At 28.5% G+C, this 26,324-nt stretch carries 20 protein-coding genes; 2 read left to right on the forward strand and 18 right to left on the reverse strand.

Annotation, left to right across the window (positions count from 1 at the left end; translation table 11 throughout):
* Positions 1-73: 73 nt before the first annotated feature.
* The 3 genes from V6137_RS13595 to V6137_RS13605 all read right to left on the reverse strand — a co-directional run bounded on the left by V6137_RS13595 (position 74) and on the right by V6137_RS13605 (position 4,461).
* Complete coding sequence (locus V6137_RS13595; protein WP_425448493.1) at positions 74-1,813, reverse strand: ABC transporter ATP-binding protein; 1,740 nt, start codon at positions 1,811-1,813, stop codon at positions 74-76.
* A gap of 14 nt (positions 1,814-1,827) precedes the next feature.
* Positions 1,828-2,262, reverse strand: coding sequence for a MarR family winged helix-turn-helix transcriptional regulator (locus V6137_RS13600; RefSeq protein WP_425448494.1), 435 nt, complete (start codon positions 2,260-2,262; stop codon positions 1,828-1,830).
* Positions 2,263-2,553: 291 nt separating this feature from the next.
* Entirely contained in the window at positions 2,554-4,461 is a 1,908-nt protein-coding gene (locus tag V6137_RS13605) for a hypothetical protein (RefSeq protein ID WP_425448495.1), read from the reverse strand.
* A gap of 413 nt (positions 4,462-4,874) precedes the next feature.
* Here V6137_RS13605 and V6137_RS13610 point away from each other — a divergent pair, with 413 nt between their 5' ends.
* A complete protein-coding gene (locus V6137_RS13610) occupies positions 4,875-5,447 on the forward strand; it encodes a GNAT family N-acetyltransferase (RefSeq protein WP_425448496.1) in 573 nt (190 codons plus the stop codon).
* Positions 5,448-5,764: 317 nt separating this feature from the next.
* Positions 5,765-6,061: a hypothetical protein gene (locus V6137_RS13615; protein ID WP_425448497.1), complete on the forward strand. Its 297-nt coding sequence runs from the start codon at positions 5,765-5,767 to the stop codon at positions 6,059-6,061.
* Positions 6,062-6,082: 21 nt separating this feature from the next.
* Here the strand turns inward: V6137_RS13615 and V6137_RS13620 are convergent, their stop codons facing one another.
* The 15 genes from V6137_RS13620 to V6137_RS13690 all read right to left on the reverse strand — a co-directional run bounded on the left by V6137_RS13620 (position 6,083) and on the right by V6137_RS13690 (position 26,098).
* A complete protein-coding gene (locus V6137_RS13620) occupies positions 6,083-6,838 on the reverse strand; it encodes a hypothetical protein (protein WP_425448498.1) in 756 nt (251 codons plus the stop codon).
* 119 nt (positions 6,839-6,957) lie between these two features.
* Positions 6,958-7,800 carry an alpha/beta hydrolase gene (locus V6137_RS13625; protein ID WP_425448499.1) on the reverse strand — a complete coding sequence of 281 codons (843 nt, stop codon included), beginning with the start codon at positions 7,798-7,800 and terminating at the stop codon, positions 6,958-6,960.
* 19 nt (positions 7,801-7,819) lie between these two features.
* The gene (locus V6137_RS13630; protein ID WP_425448500.1) at positions 7,820-11,161 is read right to left on the reverse strand and encodes a UvrD-helicase domain-containing protein; all 3,342 of its coding nucleotides are present in this window, start codon (positions 11,159-11,161) and stop codon (positions 7,820-7,822) included.
* A complete protein-coding gene (locus tag V6137_RS13635) occupies positions 11,145-14,378 on the reverse strand; it encodes a PD-(D/E)XK nuclease family protein (protein WP_425448501.1) in 3,234 nt (1,077 codons plus the stop codon). Before V6137_RS13635 ends, V6137_RS13630 begins: the two co-directional genes overlap by 17 nt.
* 183 nt (positions 14,379-14,561) lie before the next feature.
* Positions 14,562-15,218 carry a hypothetical protein gene (locus tag V6137_RS13640; RefSeq protein ID WP_425448502.1) on the reverse strand — a complete coding sequence of 219 codons (657 nt, stop codon included), beginning with the start codon at positions 15,216-15,218 and terminating at the stop codon, positions 14,562-14,564.
* Between the two features lie 140 nt (positions 15,219-15,358).
* A complete protein-coding gene (locus tag V6137_RS13645; RefSeq protein ID WP_425448503.1) occupies positions 15,359-15,544 on the reverse strand; it encodes a hypothetical protein in 186 nt (61 codons plus the stop codon).
* Between the two features lie 32 nt (positions 15,545-15,576).
* The gene (locus tag V6137_RS13650) at positions 15,577-16,923 is read right to left on the reverse strand and encodes a hypothetical protein (RefSeq protein ID WP_425448504.1); all 1,347 of its coding nucleotides are present in this window, start codon (positions 16,921-16,923) and stop codon (positions 15,577-15,579) included.
* 448 nt (positions 16,924-17,371) lie between these two features.
* On the reverse strand, positions 17,372-18,748 hold the full coding sequence (locus V6137_RS13655) for an extracellular solute-binding protein (RefSeq protein WP_425448505.1): 1,377 nt from the start codon (positions 18,746-18,748) through the stop codon (positions 17,372-17,374).
* A 124-nt stretch (positions 18,749-18,872) separates the two neighbouring features.
* A complete protein-coding gene (locus V6137_RS13660) occupies positions 18,873-19,571 on the reverse strand; it encodes a CPBP family intramembrane glutamic endopeptidase (RefSeq protein WP_425448506.1) in 699 nt (232 codons plus the stop codon).
* 578 nt (positions 19,572-20,149) lie between these two features.
* Positions 20,150-20,566, reverse strand: coding sequence for a hypothetical protein (locus V6137_RS13665; protein WP_425448507.1), 417 nt, complete (start codon positions 20,564-20,566; stop codon positions 20,150-20,152).
* Positions 20,567-20,756: 190 nt separating this feature from the next.
* Complete coding sequence (locus V6137_RS13670) at positions 20,757-22,085, reverse strand: PhoH family protein (protein ID WP_425448508.1); 1,329 nt, start codon at positions 22,083-22,085, stop codon at positions 20,757-20,759.
* 449 nt (positions 22,086-22,534) lie between these two features.
* On the reverse strand, positions 22,535-23,059 hold the full coding sequence (locus tag V6137_RS13675) for an HPP family protein (protein WP_425448512.1): 525 nt from the start codon (positions 23,057-23,059) through the stop codon (positions 22,535-22,537).
* Positions 23,060-23,203: 144 nt separating this feature from the next.
* Positions 23,204-24,190, reverse strand: coding sequence for an ABC transporter ATP-binding protein (locus V6137_RS13680; protein WP_425448509.1), 987 nt, complete (start codon positions 24,188-24,190; stop codon positions 23,204-23,206).
* Entirely contained in the window at positions 24,190-25,167 is a 978-nt protein-coding gene (locus tag V6137_RS13685) for an ABC transporter ATP-binding protein (protein WP_425448510.1), read from the reverse strand. Before V6137_RS13685 ends, V6137_RS13680 begins: the two co-directional genes overlap by 1 nt.
* Before the next feature lie 4 nt (positions 25,168-25,171).
* A complete protein-coding gene (locus V6137_RS13690; RefSeq protein ID WP_425448511.1) occupies positions 25,172-26,098 on the reverse strand; it encodes an ABC transporter permease subunit in 927 nt (308 codons plus the stop codon).
* Positions 26,099-26,324 lie beyond the last annotated feature (226 nt).

The following is a 26,324-nucleotide window of genomic DNA, read 5'->3' on the forward strand; positions in this document are numbered from 1 at the left end:
CTCTACAATTTAATTTTACGACTGTAAGGAGTAAAATAACCTTATCTATTCTTTATTCTCTATTATTTATTCTTTATTTAACAAGGTCCGGTACATACCCTTTAAACTGAGAATTATAAAGCTCAGCATATAAACCCTTATTTTCCAACAATTCCTCATGGGTTCCCTTTTCTTGTATACCTTTATCAGTAAGTACTACTATTTCATCGGCATTTTTTATAGTTGATAATCTATGGGCTATTACAAGGGTTGTTCTTCCCTTTGATAATCTTTCCAATGCCTTTTGAATTATTATTTCTGTAGCATTATCTAGTGCTGAAGTAGCTTCATCTAGTATAAGTATAGGAGGATTCTTTAAAAATACTCTAGCTATGGATAATCTTTGTTTTTGTCCTCCAGATAACATTATACCCTTCTCCCCTATATAAGTATCATATCCATTTGGAAGGTTCATTATAAAGTCATGTATATTTGCATTTTTAGCGGCCTCGATTATTTCATCATCTGTTGCATCTATATTTCCATAACTTATATTTTCTCTAATAGTTCCTGTAAATAAGAAAACATTTTGTTGTACTATCCCTATATTTTCCCTTAATGATTTCATAGTAACGTCTTTTATATTTTTACCATCTATAAGTATTTCTCCTTCATCTAGATCATAAAATCTAGGTATTAAATGACAGAGAGTGGTTTTTCCTCCACCTGAAGGTCCAACTAGAGCTAAGGTTTCTCCTTCTTTAATCTCTAAATTTATATCACTAAGTACAGTGTTTTCATCATTTTCATAGCTAAATGTTGCATTATTTACTTCTATTTTTCCCTTTACTTCTTCTATATCTACTGCATATGCTTTATCTTCAATATTAGGTTTTATACTGGTTATTTCTGTAAACCTTTGAAATCCTGTCATACCATTTTGATACTGTTGTACAAATGCAGCCAGTCTTCTTATTGGTTGTAAAAAGAAGTTAACAAATAATAAATAAGATGCAAAAGTCCCTTCATCTATTAATCCTTTTGCTGCGAAGATACCTCCAGCACTTATAACCACTAAGTTAAGGGCCTTTGTGAAAAACTGTATCCCCGCAGTAAACTCTGCCATGGCTTTAAAGGCCCATTCCCTAGAACCTCTAAACTCCCTGTTACCTTCATCAAACTTTTCCATTTCGTATTCTTCATTGGTAAATGCCTTTGAAACTCTTATTCCAGATATACTATTTTCTAACTGTCCATTTACCTTTGCTATTTTCTTTCTAACACTCATAAATGCAGCATGCATTTTTTTCCTCTTTGAAATTGTAAACCATAACATTAATGGTATAAATGCAAAGATTATAAGGGTAAGTCGCCATTCATAGGTAATAAGTATTGAAAAAGATCCCACAAGCATAACAGCTGATATAAATAAGTCCTCTGGACCATGGTGGGCAAGTTCCGATATCTCCCTTAAGTCACTTACTATTCTAGACATTAAATATCCAGTTCTTGTTTTATCAAAATAGCTAAAGGGCAAGGTCTGTAGATGTCCAAATATGTCTCTTCTCATGTCATATTCCATTCTTACACCAACCACATGTCCCCAATAATCAACTATGTACTGGAATATACACCTAATTATATATATTATAATCAATAAAACTGTTACCTTTACTATAAAACCTATATTCCCTTCAGGAATTGCATTATTTATAAACTCTTTGGTTACAACCGGAAATATCAAGTCTATTCCTGCAATTAAAAATGCACATATCATATCAATAAAGAATAATTTCTTATGGGGTTTATAATATTGTACAAATTTCTTAATCATAAAAAGCCCTCCTTTTAGTCCAATTTTTCTGACAATTCTCTTAAACCTATAACTAATTGATTTACTAATTTACTATCCATATCAGATAGTGAGTTTTTTACAAATTCATTACTAGCTTTATAACTTATGGCCTTTAATAGATCATCTCCTTTTTTTGTTATTATTACCCTATTGATTCTTCTGTCCTTTTTATCCTTTTCCTTTAAAATCAATCCCCTTTCTTCTAATCTACTTATCCTTTCTGATATAGTATTTGGAGCCTTATTATGTCTTTTAGCTATATCCGTTATTGTTGGATTTTCTTCATATGTATCTAGATGTACCAGCAGATGAAATTGTTCAAGGGATAAGTCATACTTCTGTGCCAATTCATGGTGTTTCTTATGAATGGAGCGGTTTATCTGTCGTATATATTTAACAATATCTTCAGTTATATATTCTATTTCCACTAATTCCTCTCCTTTCCTTTAACATATATCGTGCTACGAACCTTTAGGTACTCTAACATTATATTGAAATATGTAAGAATTGTCAATATATTTTGGAAAAAGAATAAAAGTCAATAAAAAATAGAGATTTGGTAACACAAAATTAGCTGGGGGATTACGAATCCCCCAGCCACACAATTGTAATGCAACATATTTTTGATCACACATTACTTTATTTCAATATTAAATTTTATAACCATCTATCGTACAGGGCATGCCCTGTACCTACATTTTTTATTCCTTCTTTCTTCTTTACACTTTCTTCTTTATATTCACCGTTTCTGCTATCAAAAAAGTATTCATATATATAAAAGCCACAACTCCAGTATCATTTATAACCAAGGCTACTATTGATGTGTAAAAAATTAGTTTTGCTTTTCTGGATAGATTCTTAATTTGTAATTTTAGCACAATAAACAATGTCTGTAATATCAAGATTATACTCCATGGCGGAATAACCATCATAAATATAAGTTGTTTTACTTTTCTTATTATCATATATAGAAGTTCTTTGTAGCCCAATACTGAAATTCTATATAATAAACTTCCCCCGTGGCTTTTGTTTACACTGATAAAATCAAAGAAAAAATTCCCTACTATTAATGCTAATCCCATCATTATAAAAACAAGAACCATCGGTTTAGTTGATTTCTTACCAAATAATTCAGTATAAATTATTGCTAAAAAAAGTACTATAGATGTTATATACCCTCCTATATTAGAACCATATTCATTTGATAGAGCCAATATATTTAGTATATAGATTAAAAATATGAAAAAAAAATATATCTTACCCTTTTTAATTTTTTCTTTCACATAAAAACAAACCATTATAGAAGTTACTAACAGTATCCCCATAGCTTCATTGTTTAGTCCATAAAATCTTCCTCCCACCAATACATTGTTATAACCTATAAATGTATTATATAAAAATCCCTTATCTATAAATATTCCATAGATCATAAAAATCCAAATAATCATAGACATCTTTTCCACTATATTGATTTCTATCTTAGTAATTAATGTGGATAATAATAAAGAAAATAAAACAATACTAGCTATATATAGCGGTATATATTTATATATTTTTAATAGACTCAATATATATGAGCCAGTTATTATAATAATTATAGTATTAAAAGTTAATTTCAGATTAAAAGAACTATTATTTTTTTTTATTATATATAAAAGCAATATTATTATTTCAGTGACTATAATTATTCCATGTAGTATATATTTTATTATGTTAAGATTAACAAAGGTTCTGAAATTATCTTTAGTTGCTTTTAATAAGTTATCATTTGGAATTATATCTATCTTATTCCCAACTTGAGTTTTACCATCTATATTATATAAACTTGCTATATGGGGGAATATATCTAGGTTTGATATAAGACCCATCCTTTTTGTAGTTCTACTAGTAAGTAGTCCATTATCAGTTGACCTGTTTATATATATTACTGGAGATAATGTAGAATTAAACTTTACATTCATATCTCCATATATATTTTTAGACATAATTAATATATTGTATTTATCAAAGGTATCTATATAGTCTTTTAAAATATATATCCTGTCTTTTTTATTTAAAGTATCAATTGATAAAACTAGGACATCTGCATTATTTAATAATTCGTCGGTTTTTCCATAAAGCCATTGTCTATCATAGATAACTTTATTTTCTCCAATTCCAATCAATCCATTTTTATTACAAGCAATTAAAGCCGATGAATCATTTCCCATATAGCCTACTTCTATTCCATTATTATTAAGTACATCTCCAAAAAAACTTATTTTATTAGAAAAGTTATCATAGTTTCTATTTAAAGCTGACAGTATATCATCATAACCATTTACTTCTAAACTACCATTACTTTTTTTTGATATCCCGTTAAATAAGCCTTCTTTAACATTGACCTTTCTACTTGTTGCTATGGTCATAAAAAGACTTTCGTAGCTACTTACTTTATACATTCCGTCTGTTCTATTATTTAATATTCCCATAGAGTAGTCTCTTTTTATAATTTTATCTACTAATTTAAAGTCCAAATCATCTAATATAATCAATATAGTTTTACTTTCTTTATTAAATCCCCTTACATTGGTGCTAACTAAAAGCAATAGTATAAATATAGATATAAACATTCTCTTTAATCTCATAACAACATCCTTAATAAATAATATAATTGGCTATAGATAATATCCCTACAGTTATAGAGAGTAAACCTATAAGTAGCCTTAATGTAAAATAGTTGTCCATAACTATATTATCTTTTTTAGTCAATTTTTTCTTTGAAAATAAACTTTTAAAATCGTATATCTCATCACCTATATTAAAAAAACCTAATAATATAAAAAAAATCCCTACTAAAAGCATATATTTTTATCAATCCTTATATAATTTAATTCATACTTTAATTGTAGACTAAAACTCATTTAGCTATACACTATTTAAGAACAAAGGTAGCTTTGTCCCTTCTTTGTTCAATTTTAATTATAATAGTTTTTCCCATATACTATATTCCATCCCCTTGTTATAATTAAATTAACTTATATAAAAGGGGGAACTTGTATTGATTATTGGCAAAAAAGTAACAATAAGACCTGTTGAAGAAAGTGATATTGATTTTTTATATAATTGGTGGAATAATGGCGATATGATGGCCCATGCAGGACTTGCCTATGGGGTATTAAGTAGTAAAACTGCAATATCAGAAAAAATCATGGAACAAATTAAAGACAGTAATACATATAGTACTTCTAAAAGATTTATTATATGTAAAAAAGAGGATAAGGTACCCATAGGAGAAATGGGCTATTCAAATTGGAACAAAAGATCTCAAAATGCAGAATTCGGTATAAAAATATGTGAAACCAGTGAGCAAGGAAAAGGATATGGTGAAGATACTTTATTTCATTTTATCGACTTTATGTTTAAGCACTTAAATTTAGAAAAAATATATTTAAGCACTATTCCTGATAACAAAAGAGCCCATTCCCTATATCATAAATTAGGGTTTAAAAATGTGGGAGTAATGAGGAAAGACTTCTTTGACTCTAGAACTGGAACTTTGTCAGATGTATTATATATGGATTTATTAAAAGATGAGTGGCTTGAAGTTAAGGAAAATTACCATTTTAAGTAAAGGAATTGGGTGGGGATTATAAATTCCCCCAAAGTATTGACAAAGTAAGTAAAAATGTCCGCCAGTCCTCGGATTTGGAAAATATATAGAAACGGTCGAAAATAGAATTCCAAACTCGCTACGCTCAAACAGTGGAATTCAAGCGATTTTCTCCCTTATTCTATATTTTCACAAATCCTGCGGAATGGCTCCCATTTTTACTTACTTTGTCTAAAGAGGCTTAGAAGGCAGACTGGGGGGGATTATAAATTCCCCCAGAGCTTAGATAATACTTTCGTCATAATAATCCATATATGTTATACTATTGATAATAAGAGGTGATTAAAATTAGCTTATTATCAATTATATTATTTGTATCATTTATAGTTTTAGCAATATATCTCTACTTTATTGAAGATAAAAATTGGATAGTTATTTATGAAGGTAGTCATAGTTACTCATCAAAGGCTAAAGAAAAATATGCCAAACTAAAAGCTAGTGGTGTCAGATGTAAGTTGAAGACCATAACACCTAAATTTAGTTCTAATGGACTTACCAATAAAAGTGCAATTACCACCACTCGGGTATTAGTTCACAAAAAAGATTTAAATAAAGCTAGAAAACTAATAGAATAAAGGCACCACCGGTGCCTTTATTTATACTATTTTCTCTTTAAGTTCCCTTATTTTATCATCTACATGGGTACATCTAGATATAATATTTTTTGCAATCTTTTTTTCTTCCATGTTATAGTGACATAATGCTCTATAATATCTAATCTCATCTATTTTATTAATATCAATTTTTCCTTCTTTCAATGCTGCATTTTCTGATAGCTTAAAATATATAACAGCCTCTTTGAATTGATTCTTCTTATATAGTATAATTCCTATACTCTTATAACCATCCCTTAAGGCTATATAATCATCTTCCTTTGAAAAAAAGTTTATAGCTTCTAAAAATTGACTAATTGCACATTCATATCTTCCCATATTAAATGAATGTATACCTTTAAGATATAAAGCCCTTCCTTTATACTTTATTAATCCAAACTCATCGGATAGTTTTAAGACTTTAAATAAATTTAAATTTTGTTCGTATCCAGACATATCTAAGTTATTTTCAACCTTTTCTATCCAATCTTTACATTTGTCATTTGCCATATCATATTCATTTTTTAGCAAATAAGATGCATTAATATTGACTTCTTTTCCTTTCTTTTCAGCCATTTCATTAATTTTTTTAGCAAGATATGTAGCATTAATGACATTTATACTCCTTTTATCATTCTCAAACATAGAAATATAATTCTTAGAAAATCTGTCCCCCGCTAATTCTCCTTGTTTCAGTCCTAGAATTTTTCTCACACTTCTGAGTCGCTTTCCAGGACTTAAAATTTCTATATCTTTCAATATACTCACCCCTAATATATATCCTGTAAATACAATTTATCATATTTTGTAAAAAAAATTTGTCGTTCTAAGTCGTTTGACTCAATTATTTTTATTTTTTGAATTTTTTGTATATAACACTAGGATATATGTCTTTCTAGCCATTTATGGATATCTTCTAGAATATCATCTTTTATATCTTCATTTAAAATTTCATGATATAATCCGTCGTATATCTTAATTTCTTTATCATTTGAAGCTATTGTTTTGTAGAAGTTCTCCGATGCCCTTTTATCTACTATTTTATCATCTCCACCATGTAATATAAGACATGGACAACTATATGACGGCATATTTTCATTTAACCAACCTACTCCATTAACCATAAATTCTACAAAAAATTTGATGGTGGCATCATTTAAATTTAATGGATCTTCTTCATAGTCTTTTACAACCTTTCGATCATGACATATAAGGTGGGATAAAGGATTTTCTATACGCTTTTTAGGTATAATTTTACTTAGTAACTTAAATAATGGTCCCTTAATCCCAGTAACTTGGGGTGTTTTCATAGTAGCTGCATCAGTTAAAACCTGTCCATCTAACTTCTCTCCATATCTAATACCATATGAAGACGTTATAAAGCCTCCCATGCTATGACCTAACATAAATATAGGTACATCAGTATTTTCCTTTTTAGCCATATCTACTACAAGATTAGCATCTTCTATAAAATTATTATAATCCTCTATATGTCCCCTTTCTCCTCCCGACTTACCATGACTCCTATTATCGAACCTATAAACCCCATAACCGAATTCGTTTAACTTGTTTTTTACATAATCATATCTCCCTAGATGTTCTGCAAATCCGTGGACTATTACCACCACTGCCTTTCTATCATTTGGAACATCCTTAACATAATATATCTCGGTACCGTCTTTAGCTTTTAATTTTCCCTCTATTGAACTTAATATAGACATGGTTATCCCCCTTTATATTTTATATACAAAAATCTTTAAAGTCACAATAACTACAATTACATTCATTTTTCGGATAATCTTTTATATCCTTATTATTAGTCACAAAGTTTATAAACTCCTTTATACTTTTTATATTTTTATCCAAATTTTCTTCACTAATATCTATATCTATAAATTCTCCCGTTTCTAGCATTAATAATCCTGCCCTAGATATTTCTATATTGTATATGTCCTTAAATGCCTTAGTATAAATTTGTATCTGATTTTTATAATTATTTTTTATTAAGTCTTTATTAGTTACCCTATTAGTTTTAAAGTCGATAATCTCTGCCCTATTGTTCCTTATGTTTATTCTATCTATGATACCATAAATATATTTATCCCCTAATTTATAATAAAACTTCTTTTCGTTATAAAATTTATCATAATCATTTTTATAAAAGTTGGCATAATTATTAACATATTTTTTTATTTCTTTTGTTATATCATCTGTAGGATTAACTTGATGTAATACAATAGATTTTTCTATCAAACTATCTATATCCCTCTCATTATCATAATTCTCACATACCTGATGGACTATTAGTCCTTTTTTTATTGGATCTAATATATTGTTATTTCCTTTATTATAATCTAATACTTCTTCTTGTATTTCTATTTCTTCTATTGGTATTCTCTTATAATATGACATATAAAACTTTCGTCTACATTTATTAAATGTCATATATTGACTAATGCTAAAGGTATTAAACTGTCTAGCTCCATATTGATTAAAGTCTTTAAGTATTGGAAATTTATCCTTATCTAAGGGCATTTCTTTTATATCTTTTTTAAGATTTGCTACCCTTTTTATACTATCCTTTTCTACATTTATATCTCCTACTTTGATGGAATTGTCTGTATCTATATAGTCTTTTATCATCTTTTTAAAGCTACTTCTAAGTCTTTTATCGCTTTGATTACCTATTATTAATTTTTCCTCTGTTCTAGTCATAGCAACATATAATACCCTTTTATTCTCCTCCATATCCTTCTCTTTTTGATTATCTAGAAGTTTTGAATATAATGGTGATATGGACTCATCTAGTTTTCCTAGATTATCTGGATGCTTTATAGCTATTCCAATATTTTTATTAAATAATATATTTGGATATCTAAAGTTAAATTGCTTGGCCATTTGGGGTATTACCACCGCTTTAAATTGTAATCCCTTAGACTTATGGATAGTCATAAGCTTAACGGTATTTCCCTCTTCTGTCTCTATCTGTGCTTGTCCCTCATCGATTTCATCGGATTGTTTTTCTATAAAGTCTATAAAGTTATCTAAACTGTTATTTTCCCTTTCTATAAATCTTCTAGCCATATCCATAAATTTATAGATATTTGCCATTGCCTGCTTTCCTCCAAACTTTAACATCCATGTTTCAATATAATAGGTGCTATCTAATATTTCTTCTATTAATTCATGGATAGTAATGGTTCCCTTTATTTTGTTGAGTCTATTTAATATAGTATATGCACTATTTAGCTTCTTTTTCTCACTATCTGTGATATTTTTTATATCTTTATTTAGATTATTAAATATATCATTTCTATATTCCTTCATTAGCCAATATATAGTTGTATCGGAAACTCCAAACATTGGACTTCTTAAAGTAGCCACTAAAGATAATGTATCATATTTATTATTTATTGTTTTTAGAGCATTTAATATATCTATTATTTCTTCCCTTTTATAAAAACCCTTCCCCCCTAGGTTATAAAAAGGTATACCATATTCTTTAAATGCCTCTTCATAGATATAGGTATCGGTCATAGATCTAAATAATAGGGCTATATCTTTATAACTATAGTTTCCTTCTTTAACTAGTTTCCTTATTTTCTTGGCTATAAGTTCTGCTTCATATTTTTTAATAAATTCCCCTTTATCCACATCATCTGGAACTTCAATATTATTATTTTCTATTATTTCCACATCTATGTTATTAATTGACTTTTTAGTTGCCTTAAGTTCTTCATATCTTTTCCCCATTAATTTATTAAATACATTGTTTATAAACTTCATAACATTATCAGCTGTTCTAAAGTTATCCTTCAGGGATATTGTTTCTATATTTGATGTTTCTTCTATATCCTTTACAACATCATAAAAGACATCTATATCTGCCCCTCTAAAGCCATATATGGACTGTTTAGGATCGCCAACTACAAATAGGTTTTGTCTATCTAGTTTATTTTCTACACTACATAATTTATATATTATTTTCCTTTGAAGTTCATTGGTATCTTGAAATTCATCCACCATAATGTATTTGAATTTATCTTGATACCTTTTAACTAGGTCACTATTATTCAATAGATTTAATAGTTTTATTTGTAAATCTTCATAATCAAGGCTACCCATTTCTTCTTTTTTATTTGTATAGTCCCTATCAATATCTATTAATAAGTCTAGAAATATTTCATATATATACTTCTTATCCTTTTCTGCTAATATAAGTAGATTAGATGATAACTCAATTATTTCATCTATAATATCTTGATATTTTTTATTGGTTCCTAACCTTGAAGAAAAGTATGCTATATCATCTATAACTTTACTATCTATCTCTAGTATATTTCTACTATTAAAATCTATCCACCTGGAATCTTTGTTTAGTTGTTGTATCTTTGAGTTTTTCCTTGTTATGTTTTTTGCTAAAAAGTTTATCTTTTCTTTTATATCCTTTACTACACTAATATCACAGTCTAAACTATCTATATAATTTATAGTTGTTTCCTTTAAATCAATAAAAGACATTCCAGTACTTCTTACTTCTTTATAGATGTTTTTAATACTGTCTATTATTCCATCACTAAAGGATGATGAGTTTAATGAATCCGATGTAAAATATTCTATAAACTTATATATATCATCCCTATTTTCTATTCCCTCTGTTATTATATTTTCTATAACCTCCACCAGTAACTTATTATTTTCATTATCGTCTAAAAGGGAAAAGTTAGGGTCTAAATTACCCTCTATTGGATTTTCCCTTAATATTTTCGAACAAAAACTATGGATAGTAGATATTTGTGCCTTTTCTAAATCCTTATATATTCTATTCCATTTCCTATCTTTTCTTACTAGACTATGAACACTTTGTCGTACCCTTTCCTTCATCTCAGCAGCAGCCTTCTTAGTAAATGTTATTGCTACTATGGATTCCACTTCTTTTCCATATTCTAAACTACCATTATCTAAAATATTAATATATCTTTCCACTAGGACTCTAGTCTTTCCCGAGCCTGCCCCTGCACTTACAGAAACATTTTTATCTATTGTTTCTATGGCTTTTTTCTGACTATCTGTTGGTTTCATAAGTCTCAACCTTTCTATTTATCCTCTCTTGATTATACCTACACATATTTTTTAATGGACAATAATCATCACAAACCACTGGATTTAGAGCAAACCTACCCTTATATATTCCATCTACATAATTGCCTATCTTTGTTTTCACTTCTTCTAGTAGCTTGTCCCAGTCCCCATCGGTTAATATTCCATTTCCTCTGGATTTACCAACATAGGACTTCTTCTCCTTTTTAATAAGTTCTATATGGTTATTTCCATCCTTTATAATTAAGTATCCTCCAGCTATTACTTCCCTTTTTTTATCCATTTGGGACATTATATAAACAGGTAGTTGCAGTGAAGTTCCATTTGTTATGTCCTTTATAGACTTTCTGCCATAGGATGAATGTTTATAATCATATACCATATGTTCATTTTCATCTTCAGTAATATCTATCCTATCTATTTTCCCTAGTAGTTTTACTTCCCTTTTATCCATTGAAACTATAAAATCCTCTTCATAACCAAATCTTACTTCAAACTCATGGGGAAGTAAATTAACTTTATATCCTTTAAGTCTATCTATATCCTTTTCTATTAGATTTATTAAAACATTGGTCATATGGGATATTTTTAGCTTCCAATATCTATTATCTATATTTATCCCTAAATATTCAATTGCTTCTGTTAATAACTTTGTTATTTCTCCTTTAGTTTCCTTTATATTAAATTCTTTATTATCTAATATATATCCTCTAATATCATCCCTATGGTTTTCATAATATATTGCCAGTACTTCATGATATACACTACCCCTCTCTAGGGCTGAAAATTCTTCTATTTCCTTATCTATCCCCAATACCTTCAGTATATTTTCATATAGAAATCTAAAGGGACATTTTCCGTATGTTTCCAATTGTGTTATGCTAAACTTCATATTATTGTAGATAGAGTGTAATTCTTCTTTTATCTCCTTATCATTTATAAAGCCATCATAATCATTAAATCTTTTTTCATCCCTTTTAATTTCACAATATATTTTTTCTATTAACTCTTCTAATATTTCACCATCTTTTTCCTTTAATATGGCTAAATACTTTTCATCTTCTTCATTCATATATTTCATAAGCATTGATCTGACAAAATCTTTTTTATTAGTAAGCTCATGAAAATTATCCTTTATTAAGTAATCCATTGTAACAATTATGGTGTTAAATCTGTCCTGTAAATTTTCTCCATAAAATAAACCTGATAGTTCTTCTAAGAACATAGAGGGAATTGTTACCTCTCCATTTAAATTGTTTATTGGGTAACTTAAGTATAGTTTTTCAGTGGCTCTAGTTAGGGCTATATTAAATAATAAACTTTCCTTGTCCATAGTTTCAAAATAACTTTTTATATCAATACCTATTTCTTTAAATACATCATTTTCTTCCTCCCTAAAGAACCAATTATTCATACTTGACTTTGGATATTCTCCCTCTATTAGTCCTATAAAGAAAACTTCTTTAAATCGTAAGCCCCTAGAGGTGGATGGGGTTAATATATTTACTCCATCTCTATTACCAGAATTTATTATTATGGTTTCATCGGTAAATAAACGGACCATTATATCATAATATTCCTTTAATGTTATTTCTTCGTTATAGGCTATATTTATAATGTTTATCACATTGTCAAAGGCATGTTTAATCTTTGATAGAACAGACAAGTCCCTATAAAGTATGGAATAATCATTACTATATTTATAAATGTTTTTTATAGAATCCTCAGCATCATAATATTTTAATAAATCTAATAAGGTGTCTTTATATACCTCTCCCGATGCTTTTTTAGGTATTTTGTCTATTTCTTCTTTCAGCGAATCAAATATAACAAACTCCAAGTCAACTATATTTTGTAATTTTTCTTCATAGGCTTCCTTATCTTCTTTATTATTTATAAAATATCTTAACCTTCTCTTTTCATCCTGTAGGGATTTATATAATTCATTATTTTTATCCCCAACTTTTAAGCTATGTAGAATATACTCCAGTCTATCCCTATCTATACCATCGGCTATATCTAGATAATTAGACTTTATAGCATTTATTATATTATTCTTTTTATAGTTATTTAATCTAAGCTCAATTAAATTAAGTATTTCTCCAACTAATGGAGTATCTATTAATCTTATTTCCTCATTTAAACTGATGGGAATACCTTCATCACTAAAGGTCTTAATTAGTAGTTCTCTATAGTTATCTATATTCCCCATAATAATTCCTATTTCATTTAACTTTACACACTTTGTAGCTTCCAATTCATTGGAAGGTTTCCTCATACCATCATTGGTAAGCCTCTTAATCTCCTCTGCCACTTTTTTAAGTTCAAGATTTTTATTTGGTGCCTTTATAAGGTTAATATTATCTGATTTATCATAGGTAGTATTATTATTTTGAAAAATATTATTAGATAGTTCTTCAAAATAACTTTCTTTATTTGTATTTATCTCTTCTATAATGAAGCCTATTTCCTTTAATTTATCAATTGTATCATTAACGGTTTTATACTGTTGTTTAGTTTTATAGGGCATATTTACATATATGTCCATGTCTAATTTAGATAATTTTTCAAGTATTCTAACCTCTTGGGGTCTAAAGTCAAAAAATTCATCTATTATAATAAAATCTAAATCCCCAAATAAGTCCATACTATCATTTAGTTTTTCTAGGGACTTTATATACTCTTCTTCCCTATCTAATAAATTATTGTTATTTAAAAACTGTTGATATCTATCATAAATAAGTCCCATTTCCATAAGTTTATCCCCATTTGACGATTTATCCAAATACTTCTGTGGAGTAACCAGTGACCTTTTTATTTCCCCTATAATATAGGATATAGACTTTATAAATCCATCTTTGTTCACCATATTTTTATAATAAACTAGTTTATTCTCACTATATAATTCATTAACTATATTAGATATGATAGTTTCCTTTCCACTATCATCAATCTTTATATACATATCCTTTTCAATTAAGTCCTTTACTATATCATCAAAGGTAATAACATTAATATCAAAAACTCCCTTTAAACCTTCTAAAAGTTCCCTTCTATATTTAGTAAGAAGATTTCCCGAAGGAAGTAAATAATAAAACTTATCCCCTTTATTTTCTTTCAAATAATACTTAGCTTTTCTAATAAGATTTTGTCTATAAGTATTATTGATAGGACCATAATAGGTTATTCTATCTTTCATCTCTATCACTCCTTAGATGGGTATAGTAATATTATATATTATTTTAGGGGGAGGGTTAAATGATAATTAGGTATGGATTACGGATCCCCATCAACTAAAAAGTGTAGGGATTGAATATATTCAATCCCTACACTTTTTATTTATCATTATAATCTATACCTAAATCAATTTTGGTTGATAACCTTAATAGAATTGAACCACTTTACCCTCAACTAATATAAAAGAATATTCATGCTTATCCTCAAGTTCAGTCTCCATTTTTGATAGCTCTTTTAAATCAGTCAAATTAGCCTCAACTAATCCTTTCTCTGATACCATATATACTTTACAATTATTAGGTATTTTCAGTGTTATTTCATCTAAATCTAAGTCCACAAAGGCATGACCTTCTTTTTCAATATACTCTGTTGCCTCTTCTTTACTCATATCCCATTTATCTATTATTGTTTCTATAGCCTCTTGTCCCTGTAAAAATTCATATGGTCTTACTGTTAAAGATAACGTATTATCTTCCTTTGAATCAATTATAACACCATGTTTAATAGTGACATTGTCTAGACTAAATAGTATATCTTCTAGTCTTTTTATCGAACCATTGGCAGCCATTAAGTTCTCTTTTAATTCTCTCACATGAATATTATCTACCTTTGATTCTAATTCCTCTACTCTTTTATTCAGCTTATTATATGCCTCTTCATAGTCAATTTCACTGGACTCTTGACCATCTCCATATGCCCTTTCCCCTAGGAAAGTTTCTCCAGATTGAGACTGAAAAACTACTAATAGTAACATAAGATTCAATACCACCAATACCCCTATAAATATATTTTTTTTCTTCAAAGTATCTCCCCCTCTTTTTTGTTTTCCATATTTTATTATATATGGTTTTAACTGTATTATCAAGTGTATTATGTCATGGTCACCATGTGAAATTAGGGTTGTCTAATATCTATATATAATCAATTATTGATTATATCTTTTTAGCTATACTTTTTATTATATTTTTTTAAAGTAAAAATAAATGTAATAAAACCTACTAAAATTATCGCTATATCCTTCCCCATGCTACTAGGTTCATCTAACTTTGATATAAGACTAATTGTAGCTATAATAAAGATTAGACAGCTTATTATGGCTATCCATAGTAAATATTTATATTTTTTCAATGTGTCTCCCCCTTTCCTATTAAGAATAAATGTTATTCCGTTATCCACATATTATATTTATTCTCTAACTTTTGCAACTTATCATTTAATTCTTTATCAGTATATTCCCTTTTATCAAATATAATCTTAGCCAAGTCCTTTTCTAACATGTCATAAAACTCTATCTTTTTACTGCCTTGGCTTTTATAAAGCTTATATTCACCTTTATTAAATTTATTCAATATATATTTTCTTAAATTTATAAACTTATCTTTTATGCCCTTTTCTTTAGCTAGTTTATCTATGTCACCTTCAATATCCTTATTTACTGGAAAATCGTCCATAACTTGATTTTTATAGATATTTATCTGATGTTCATCTTCTAAGAGACCATTTATAAACTTAAATCCTAGATCAGTGTTTTTTCCGTTTCTATTAACTATAAGTCCCCAAGTTCTTATTTGATATTCATTTCTCATTACCTCTGGTAATTTTACAATATTCTCTTGGGTTCTTCCAAAGGATTCTCTAAATTTTAGTCCACTATCTCCCCAGTTGGAAATCAACAATCTATCGTCTAATTCTCCTATTTTATTACTATCATTAAATTTTACTAATTCCATTACACCTTCATCCTTCCAATTATCATACTCCGCATATTTATAGTATTTATGCTCTTTTTTTAGAGCATATCTTCCTGAAAATATCTTATTTTTGGCATCTTTAACATAATTTTTAATTTCATCTGTATTTATTTTTACATCTGTCATATCATTATTAAAAATTTTGATATTTTTAAAAGGATATTTAACTGTATCTAAATATTCTCTAAGGCTAAATATCCTCGGTTGTTTTTTAAACCATTTTTCCTTTATTTTTATATAGTCCTCTTTTGTCCAATCAAGTTTGGGCTCTTTTATTTCTAATTGTTCTAAAGCTTCTCTATGTATTTCAATTGGAGTATAGTCCATAACTATTGGCACATAATACATCTTTTCTTTTTTAAATCCGTCATATAATTTATCTATATTAGGTATTTTATCCCCGACTTCCAATGCTACTCCTTGGTTAACGTATTTATCATAGGTTTCTTCCTCATCAATTAATATTAGTGTAGGTCCATCTTCTAAATATAACTTTGTATTTAGTTTTTTTAAATATTCCTCATGGGTAGAAGCTTTTATTTCTTCTAAATTCACCTTTACATCATTCTCAAACCCAAAGGGAAACCTATACATTTCAAGTCCAGGAGGATATATGTTTGATTTTCTCACAGCTATGGTTATTTCTTTTTTATTATTTTCAATATCTTTCTTTGTAGTATTAACTTCATTACTACTACATCCGAATAAATTTAAAGATAAAGCCATACAGGTTACAATAACCAATACCTTTTTCATGTCCATCCACTCCCATATTTTATATTAATTTCAATATATTTATATTATATAAGAGATATCACTTGTTCTCAACCATATTTTTCTAATAATAATTTGAATTCTATAGAACAAAGGCACCTTTGGTGCTTCTTTGTTCTGTGCAGAGTGCAAGGTGCAGAGAACAGGGAATTGGTGGACCCATTTTTCTTAACATAAAAAAGACAAAGCTGAACCTATGTCCAAATTTGCCTTTTATCATTAATTAATGGTACTTTTCATTATTTCGCTATGTTATTATACCTTAGAATGAATTCCCCTCTACGTTTCAGTCCATAGTTTTTTTATCCTCCACGGACAGGGCGTGCTCTGTCCCTAGGGTTTTTATTTCTTCTTTCTTCTTTACCCATTCTTCTTTAATATAATACAGATTTCAATTCATTCCAAAGTTTCCTTATCAATACTTTAAATATTATTCATTAATAATAATATTATATTTACCTTCTAGCTTTGTAAGCTCCTTTTCCAATTCCTCTTCATTATACTTTTTATCTGTAAATATCAAAGAAAATAAATCCTTTTCTATATCATAATACATAAGTTCCATTTTCTTATCCATACCCAAGTAATCTACTTTTTTATTTCTTAACTCATCTAAAACTACTTTTCTCAACTTTATAGCCCTATTATCCGTTCCCTTTTCTTTATCCCACTTTAATATTTCACCTTCGATTTTTTCATTTACTGGATAGTAGCTAAGTCCACTTCTATTATGATAAATATCTCTTTGATTTTTATTATTTAATAATCCATTAATATATTTTAATCCCAACTCAATATCTTCTCCTTTTTTATTTATCATAAATCCAAAGGTCTTCACTGTAGATTGATCTACATTGGGTAATATCAAATATTTATCATTTTTTAACTGTCTATCTACTAGTCTTAATATGTTAGGGGATTCTGTTAATTTTAAGAAATCATCGGGATCATTCATATACTTATCCACTTGCTCTAAATATTCTTCTGAACCTGCCTCAAAAATCATTTTATAATAATAATTATAATCCTCTTTTAATTTATAATCCCCTGAAAATATTTTGCTTCTTGCTGTATTTAAATAATTTTTAACCCTGTTATTATTTAAACTTACTTTCTTATTATCAATATCAATTATATCCAAGTTCATTAGAGGACCCACTACTATATCTCCATACTCTATGGTATTAAACTCTCTAGGTCTTTCTTTTAGCCATTTTTTCTTTATATTTAAATAACCTTTTTTTGTCCAATTCACTGTAGGTTCTTTTATATCTAAACTTTTCAATACTTCTCTATTAAGTATTGTCCCATTTTTATACATACCTATAGGAACATAAAACATCTTTTCCTTCTTTAACCCACTATAAATATTTTTCAAATTTGATATTTTATTACTTACATCCAATGCCACACCTTTATCTATATATGAACTAGGTGAAACATATCCTGAAAAACATATTAATGTTGGTCCATTATCTTCATATAATCTAGTATTTAGTTTTTTCATATAGTCCTCGTAGCTTGTACTACGTATTACATCATATGTAACCTTCACATTATTTTTAGATTGAAAGGATTTAGTATAGTCATCTATGGGAAGTAAAATTTTATCTGGTCCCATCATTCTTGTACCATTTATTACTATAGTTATTTCTTTTGTCTTATCCTCGCTATTCTTTTCACTTTCTACTTTTACAGGACCTTCTTTTTCCATTTTTTTCTTCATAGATGTTTCACTATTATCTCCACATCCAAATAAAACTAAAACTAATGTTAACCATAAAATCATTATTATGCTTCTCTTCATATAATCCCCCTTATTTTTATATTAATTGTCATTTATGGTTATATTGTATATATTTTCTATGTATTTTTTCAAATATATTACTTTTTCTTCATATTCAGTACTTTGAAGACTAAGTCCATTATATTTATTTAGGTAATATAAATAATTCATTAACAAAGTTCGTAATTGTATGAGCTATTACTGGAGCTAAAATGCTTTTATCTATTGTATACAATGCTGTATAATAGATATGACTTAAAACTAAAGGCCCTAAATATAATAAATTATATATTATAAAATCAGTAAGTGACATCTCAAGATAAGCTCTTTGTGCAGGAATGTGAAAAATTGAAAAAATTAGACCTACAACAATCATGCTTAGCCATTTATTTTTAATTAACCCTTGGATCCTTGTTTGTAAAAATCCCCTAAACATTAATTCTTCTATAAACGAAACGAATATTAATAACTCTACAAAAGTAATTATATTCTCTAATATATTTGGATTTATAACCTTTATACTATAGTTCATCTTGGCCATAGTATATATAGACATAGGCATAGCTGCAATAGTTCCAATAATAATTGACTTTAATATCTTGTCTTTCTTTATTCCAACGCTTCTTAGCCCTTGCTTTCTTATTTTTAAAATTATAAATATTGGTACTACATAAAGAAGATTTATAGGTAGTCCAAACAATGTTCTATAGAGGACTTTAGCATAAAACCTACCTTCTAAATTGCTAAACATATCGGGGACTACAAACAAGCGAGAATATATAATTGTTATTAAAATCGTATATACAAAGTAACTTATACCATAAATGCTATCTTTTTTATCCATAGCTATATCTCTATCTTTTTGATCTCTAATTTTTTATGGTTTTGTCAAAAGTTCTATAAAAGAACTTTGGTATTTTTTTTATAATTTTTATAATTTCCTAACAAACAAGATATTGCTTTTCTAGTTATATTTTTAATCATTTAGATTTAACTTTCAAACATATGGTGTTTCACTTCATCGTTACCATCTGTTTAATTTATTTGTTTTTTTTACATTAATTGTATTATACCTTTTTTTAGTTTTTTTCAACTTTTTTTACTTTTTAGTTATTTTTTTCGCATATTTAGTTGTCTATTTTCAATAAATTTCCATCACCTCTTTTTACATTCCTATTAATTCCGTAGTCTTAGCATAAAAAGCATACCAGGCATACCAATGTCACTAATTTAAATTTTCAATATTTTCTACATACCTTTTTATTTTACAGAAATTTTACTCTGTAAAATTGATTTTATTGTCAAATAATCTATTATAAAGCAAATTACCCCACCAAAAGATCCATTAAAAATGTCAATGTATTTTATTTTTTTTAAAATATAGTAAAATCATTTAATTTTAACTGCTTTTTTACTTGTCTTTTAACAAAAGTATGATTTATTCTTTACTATTTTTCGTATTATTAGTATAAATAGAATTAAAAACAACAACATTAAAATATAAAAAGATTTATCTAAGTTATAACCGCTATCTTTTATTAAGTTATAACCAGAGCCACAAATTATATTAAAGCTATAAAATCCCGATATAAATATACTTAAATAATAGGAAAACTTTCTCCTTTTCCAAATTCCTAAAGATGTACTTATAGCTAATACTCCTATAATTAAACCAATAAAATTTACTACTAAAAACGATACCTCACTCTTAATAAATAATGTTTCTTTTCCAAATAAAACATAAAACTTATTGTAGTAATTAGAATCTAACAATTTACTTATACTATTATATATATTTGATAAGCCTAGAAAAGCTAAAAGTATAGCAATTAAATCCATATTTTCATCTCCTTAATTGTCAAAACAACACTAATTTCATACTTATATTTCACTAATGAAGTCTCCTCTATTTTTAAATCCATAGTTTTTGGCAAAAAAACGGACAGGGCATGCCCTGTTCCTAGCAAAAGAAGCATAGCTTCTGTATCTTTCCATTTCTTCTTTCTTCTTTAATACTTTCTTCTTTAACTTAAAGGATTTCCGCTGCCAATTGTGCTAAGCGGGATCTTTCTCCTTTAATTAAGCTTACATGGCCACCCTCTTTATAATCTTTAAATTTCTCTACTAAATAGGTAAGACCATTACTACTGGAATCTAAATAGGGGTGATCTATTTGTTCAGGGTCTCCAACTAATACTATTTTACTTCCTTCTCCAACCCTTGATACTATAGTCTTTACTTCATGCTTGGTTAAATTTTGTGCCTCGTCTATTATTATAAATTGATTAGGTATAGTTCTCCCCCTAATGAATGTTAAGGCTTCTACTTCAACCTTTTTAAGTCCCACCATTATATCTTCTATGTCTCCTTTGTGGGCTCCAAATATAAACTCCATATTATCATAGATTGGTTGTATCCATGGTCTTAACTTTTCATTTTTATCCCCAGGTAAGTATCCCAGTTCCTTTCCCATAGGTACTATAGGTCTTGCTACTAACAGCTTTTTATACAATCCTAATTCTTCAGTTTTATACAATCCTGCTGCTAAGGCAAGTAAAGTTTTCCCTGTTCCCGCTCTTCCTGTTATTGTTACAAGGGGTATATTATCATTTAATAATAACTCTATTGCCATCTTTTGTTGTACGTTTCTATATTTTATTCCCCAAATATCTGTTTCTGATAAATTTAAATTTTCCAATCTAGATGTATCAGGATTATACCATGCTATGGCTGACTTTGATGTTCCCAAATTATCCTTTAATATGAAAAATTTATGTGGATAAATAAACATATCATTAAAGGGTTCTTCTGTCACAGTTATATAACCATTTTTATAGAAGTTGTCTATTTTATTAGTATCTAACAGCAAAGTTTCATACCCCTCATATACCTCATCATTTTTAATAATTTTTCCCGACAGATAGTCTTGGGCCTTAATACCAATTGCATTTGCCTTCACCCTAACTAATACATCCTTACTAACCAATATAACCCTTTCATTGTTTTCTTTATGTTCATTTAAAAGATTAAGAGCCACTGCTAAAATTCTATTATCATTTGTCGCTTCATTAAAATACTTTCTTACCCTTTCAAAATGCCTATGGTTTAATTCTATCCTTAATGTTCCTCCATTATCTAGCTTTACACCTTTTTGTAACTTAGCTCCCTTTTCCCTTAAATCATCCAACACCCTTGATACATATCTTGCATTTCTTCCTATCTCATCACCTAATCTTTTTTTATGGTCTATTTCTTCTAACACTATAGTTGGTATGATAACCTCGTTATCTTCAAAAGCAAATAGTGCATTGGGATCTTCTAGTAAGACACTGGTATCCAAAACATATATTTTTTTCAAATTTACGCCTCCCCACATTAGCTGTTTGAATATATAATAAAATTGCCCTTACTAAATAATATTCTAACTGTACTAAAAACTTGCTAATTTTATAGTATTTTAATTTTATTAACATGGTGTTTAGAGGAGGTTAACTTTATTTAAAGTTAGTTGTTTTACTGATTTATCGGTAAGAAATCTATAACTCCTTGGATTCTTTCTTTCTTAGTTTTATTGGTTGGTGGATTACGAATCCCCCAACAACAATGCGAAGCTAAAGCTTCGGCATTTTCCCACGACTAATTAGGTCAGGGACTTAAATATATTCAAGCCCTTCCCACAAGAAAGCGCAGCTTCCTCATCTTTATATTTCTTCTTTACTCTTCCTTTTCTAATATAAGTAGCTTCGACTTCAGTCGAAGGTTTCCTTATCTATTCTTTATTCTCTATTCTTTATTATTTAATTCCTATTACCTAAGGTCTATCAACACGTCTCTTAGTAATCTCTTTACTATAACCATAAAAGCTATACAAAAGAGTACCATAATAATTGTTATATGATTCCATTCCCCTATAACTAATCCTAAAGATAGCCCTACAGATGGAGGGTGTTCTGTGTCAGTTATTACCATGACAAATATTGCTACTCCAACTGCCAAGGCACCGCAAATAATATAAAAGACTCTTTCTGGAACCGATGGAAATAATCTAATTATCGATATATATATCAAAAAAAATACTACTCCTACTACTATACCTATAAGATATGCCCAAATAAAATTTTTAGGCTGGGCTGCATACCTACTTGGCATAGTAAATACTATAAATGTAGTTGCACTTAACCCTGCTATAATAGTACTTTGAGTAAATAAATTGAAAATAGTTAACATTATTAAGATCGTTACTGTAGCTAAGGTACACTGTAATACATACCTTTTGATGTTTTTTCTAGCCTTTTTGTCAAACCTAAGAATACTACCCTCTCCTTTTAATATATATCTTAATTATATGTTAACATCTTATTGTTTATTTATATATATTTTTTCATAAAAAAAGTTGAGGGATTACAAATCCTCCAATAACAGAAGAATCTGTAGCTTCGAATTCATTCGAAGGTTTCCTTATCTATTCTTTATTCTCTATTCTTCATTCTTTGTATTTAAAAAGCATGCCACCCTATGACCATCTGCCATACTCTCAAGTTTTGGCTCCCTTTCTTTACATATATCCATTACCTTTGGACATCTAGTGTGAAAAGCGCATCCTGATGGTTTATTTATGGGGCTTGGTACTTCTCTCTTTAATATTACTCTATTTTTTTCTACATCGGGATCTGGATCTGGAAAGGCAGATATTAATGCCTCTGTATAAGGGTGTTTAGGATTATTGTATATAGTTTCAACATCCCCTATCTCTACTATTTTACCTAAATACATAACTCCTACCCTATTGGAAACATGTTTTACTACGTTAAGACCATGGGCTATAAACAGATATGTTAAGTCATATTCATCTTGTAGGTCCTCTAGTAGATTTAATATTTGAGACTGTATTGATACATCAAGAGCAGATACTGGTTCATCGCACAATATAAACTTTGGTTTCGTGGCAATAGCCCTTGCTATTCCTATTCTTTGTTTTTGTCCTCCACTGAATTCATGGGGAAATTTTTTAGCTGATAATTTAGGTAAACCCACCAGTTCAAGGAGTTTATGTACCTCTTTTGATACTTCGTATTTTGATGTTATTTTATGAATCAACAATGGTTCCGATAATATATCTTCAATAGTCATTTTAGGATCTAGGGCAAAACTAGAATCTTGAAATATAATCTGTAAGTCCTTTCTTAGTTTTCTAAACTCTTTATCACTATATGTCTCTATGTTAACTCCATTTAATTTTATTTCACCCTTTGTTGGAGACAATAACCTCAATATAAGATTTCCCGTTGTACTTTTTCCACATCCACTTTCTCCAACTAAGCCAAAGGTCTCTTTTTCATTAATATGAAATGAAACTCCATCTACTGCTTTTAACTCAGCCCCCCTTTTTTTAAATAATCCTTTATTTAAATAAAAATATTTTGTTAAATCTTTTACCTCTATAACTGGATCCTTTCCACTCATTATTCCACCTCCCCATAATGGAAGCATCTTACCAAATGTCCTGTATCTATCTCAGTCAATTTTGGCTTTACTTCTTTACATCTATCCATTCTTTTATCACATCTACTATAAAATTCACAACCTTTAACTTCCATGGACATATCGGGAACGGTGCCTTTTATTGTATATAGCTTTCCCTTTTTGTCATTTAATCTAGGAATACATTTCATAAGTCCCTTTGTATAGGGATGCATGGCATTATTATATAAATCTCTGGTACCTGCTATCTCCATGATTTTCCCACTATACATCACTACTATTTTGTCAGACATCTCTGTTACAACCCCTAAATCATGGGTTATAAGTAAAACCGATGTTTCATATTCATCCTTAAGTCTCCTTATCAAATCTAATATTTCCGCTTGTATGGTAACATCAAGGGCAGTTGTTGGTTCATCGGCTATTAGTAATTTGGGGTTACATACAAGGGCCATAGCAATCATAATCCTCTGTCTCATACCTCCACTTAATTCAAAGGGATAACAATTATATCTTTCATGGGGTTCCGGTATTTCAACCTTCTTTAATATATCTATAGCTTTATTTTTAGCTTCTTTCTTGCTAATTTTCCTATGAATAGTTAAACATTCTCTGATTTGATAGCCAACTTTGAGCATTGGATTAAGACTATTCATAGGCTCTTGATATACCATAGATATTTCATTTCCTCTGATTTTTCTCTTTTCTTTTTCTGATTTATCAAGTATATTTTCTCCATTAAATAGTATTTGCCCTCCTTTAATCTCTCCCGGCGGACTAGGTATAAGTCCCATTATAGACAGGGCAGTAACACTTTTTCCACTCCCTGACTCCCCTATAAGAGCAACAACTTCCCTTTTTCCTATTGAAAAACTAACACCATTTACAGCATATATAGTTTTATCTTCTAACTGAAAATGAGTTTTTAAATCCTTTACTTCTAATAGTCTATCAGTCATATTACTACCCCCTTCTGTTTCCAACTAATTTGGCTTTAGGATTTACAACATATTTTATAATTTTAAAAATTATATTTAATACATAGTAAATAATTCCAATAATTATTGCCACAGCTATAGCTATATTGGGTTCCCTTGTCAGATTATTACTCATCATATAGGTAGCCCCAGGAAAGTTAAACATATATTCTACCAATAATAATCCAGATATAAGCATTGTTGCTATTGATGGAAAGGAATCTGATATCTCTATAATTGCATTCCTAAAGGAATGGACCCATAGTGTTCTAAGTCTCGATGCACCTTTACCCATTGCTGTTTTTATATAGTCTTGGTTATAGGTTTTATCTATAGCCAGAGACACTATTCTAGCAATATAAAACATAGGTATTATAGAAAGACAGATAATGGGAAGTATATAACTTTCAGGGCCTGAATATCCAAATATAGGTAAAGGTTTTATCCCCTTAGAATTAAAAAGCCATATTAAAATTGATTGAATGGCTATGATAACAAAAACTGTTGGCATAGCCAAAAAAGTTATTGATGTTATCATCTTTAAGTTTGATGATTTTTCCTTCTCCTTTTTACTATCAAATACTCCCTTAAATATGCCCAAAATTATAGAAATGAGTAACCCACTTATCAGTAATATAATGGTTCTTTTAACACCAGGTTTTATATATTTCCATATATTTTTGCCATGTTTTGTTTCACCAAACGTTCCTGAAAATAAATCATCATAATAATCTTTAACCTCACCTTTTATATGACTAAAGGTCACGTTAGAATTTATATCTAATTTTTTTATATCTAAATCAATATTAAAATTTTTTGGCATTTTAATAATAGATACTATAACAGTTAATAATATAAAAAGAAATAAAATTTCCCCTATTATTTTGAAGATTACTTTTCTATTTATTTTCATAAAAATCCCCCTTTAAATAGTAAGGTTTTGTCAAAAGTTTCATCAAAAAACCTTGACAAAACCTTTATTTTTACAAATTTATATATAAAATACTTGCCACCCCCAAAAATAGGGTACAATTTTATTGACAAGATAAAATTAAGACCAATATTAATAAAAGGAGTGGCAAAACTTTGAATACAATACTTAAAAAATTACTTTGGACAATTTATTTTCAATATAATAT

The organism is Dethiothermospora halolimnae, assembly GCF_037577855.1.
Classification (GTDB): domain Bacteria; phylum Bacillota; class Clostridia; order Tissierellales; family VENL01; genus Dethiothermospora; species Dethiothermospora halolimnae.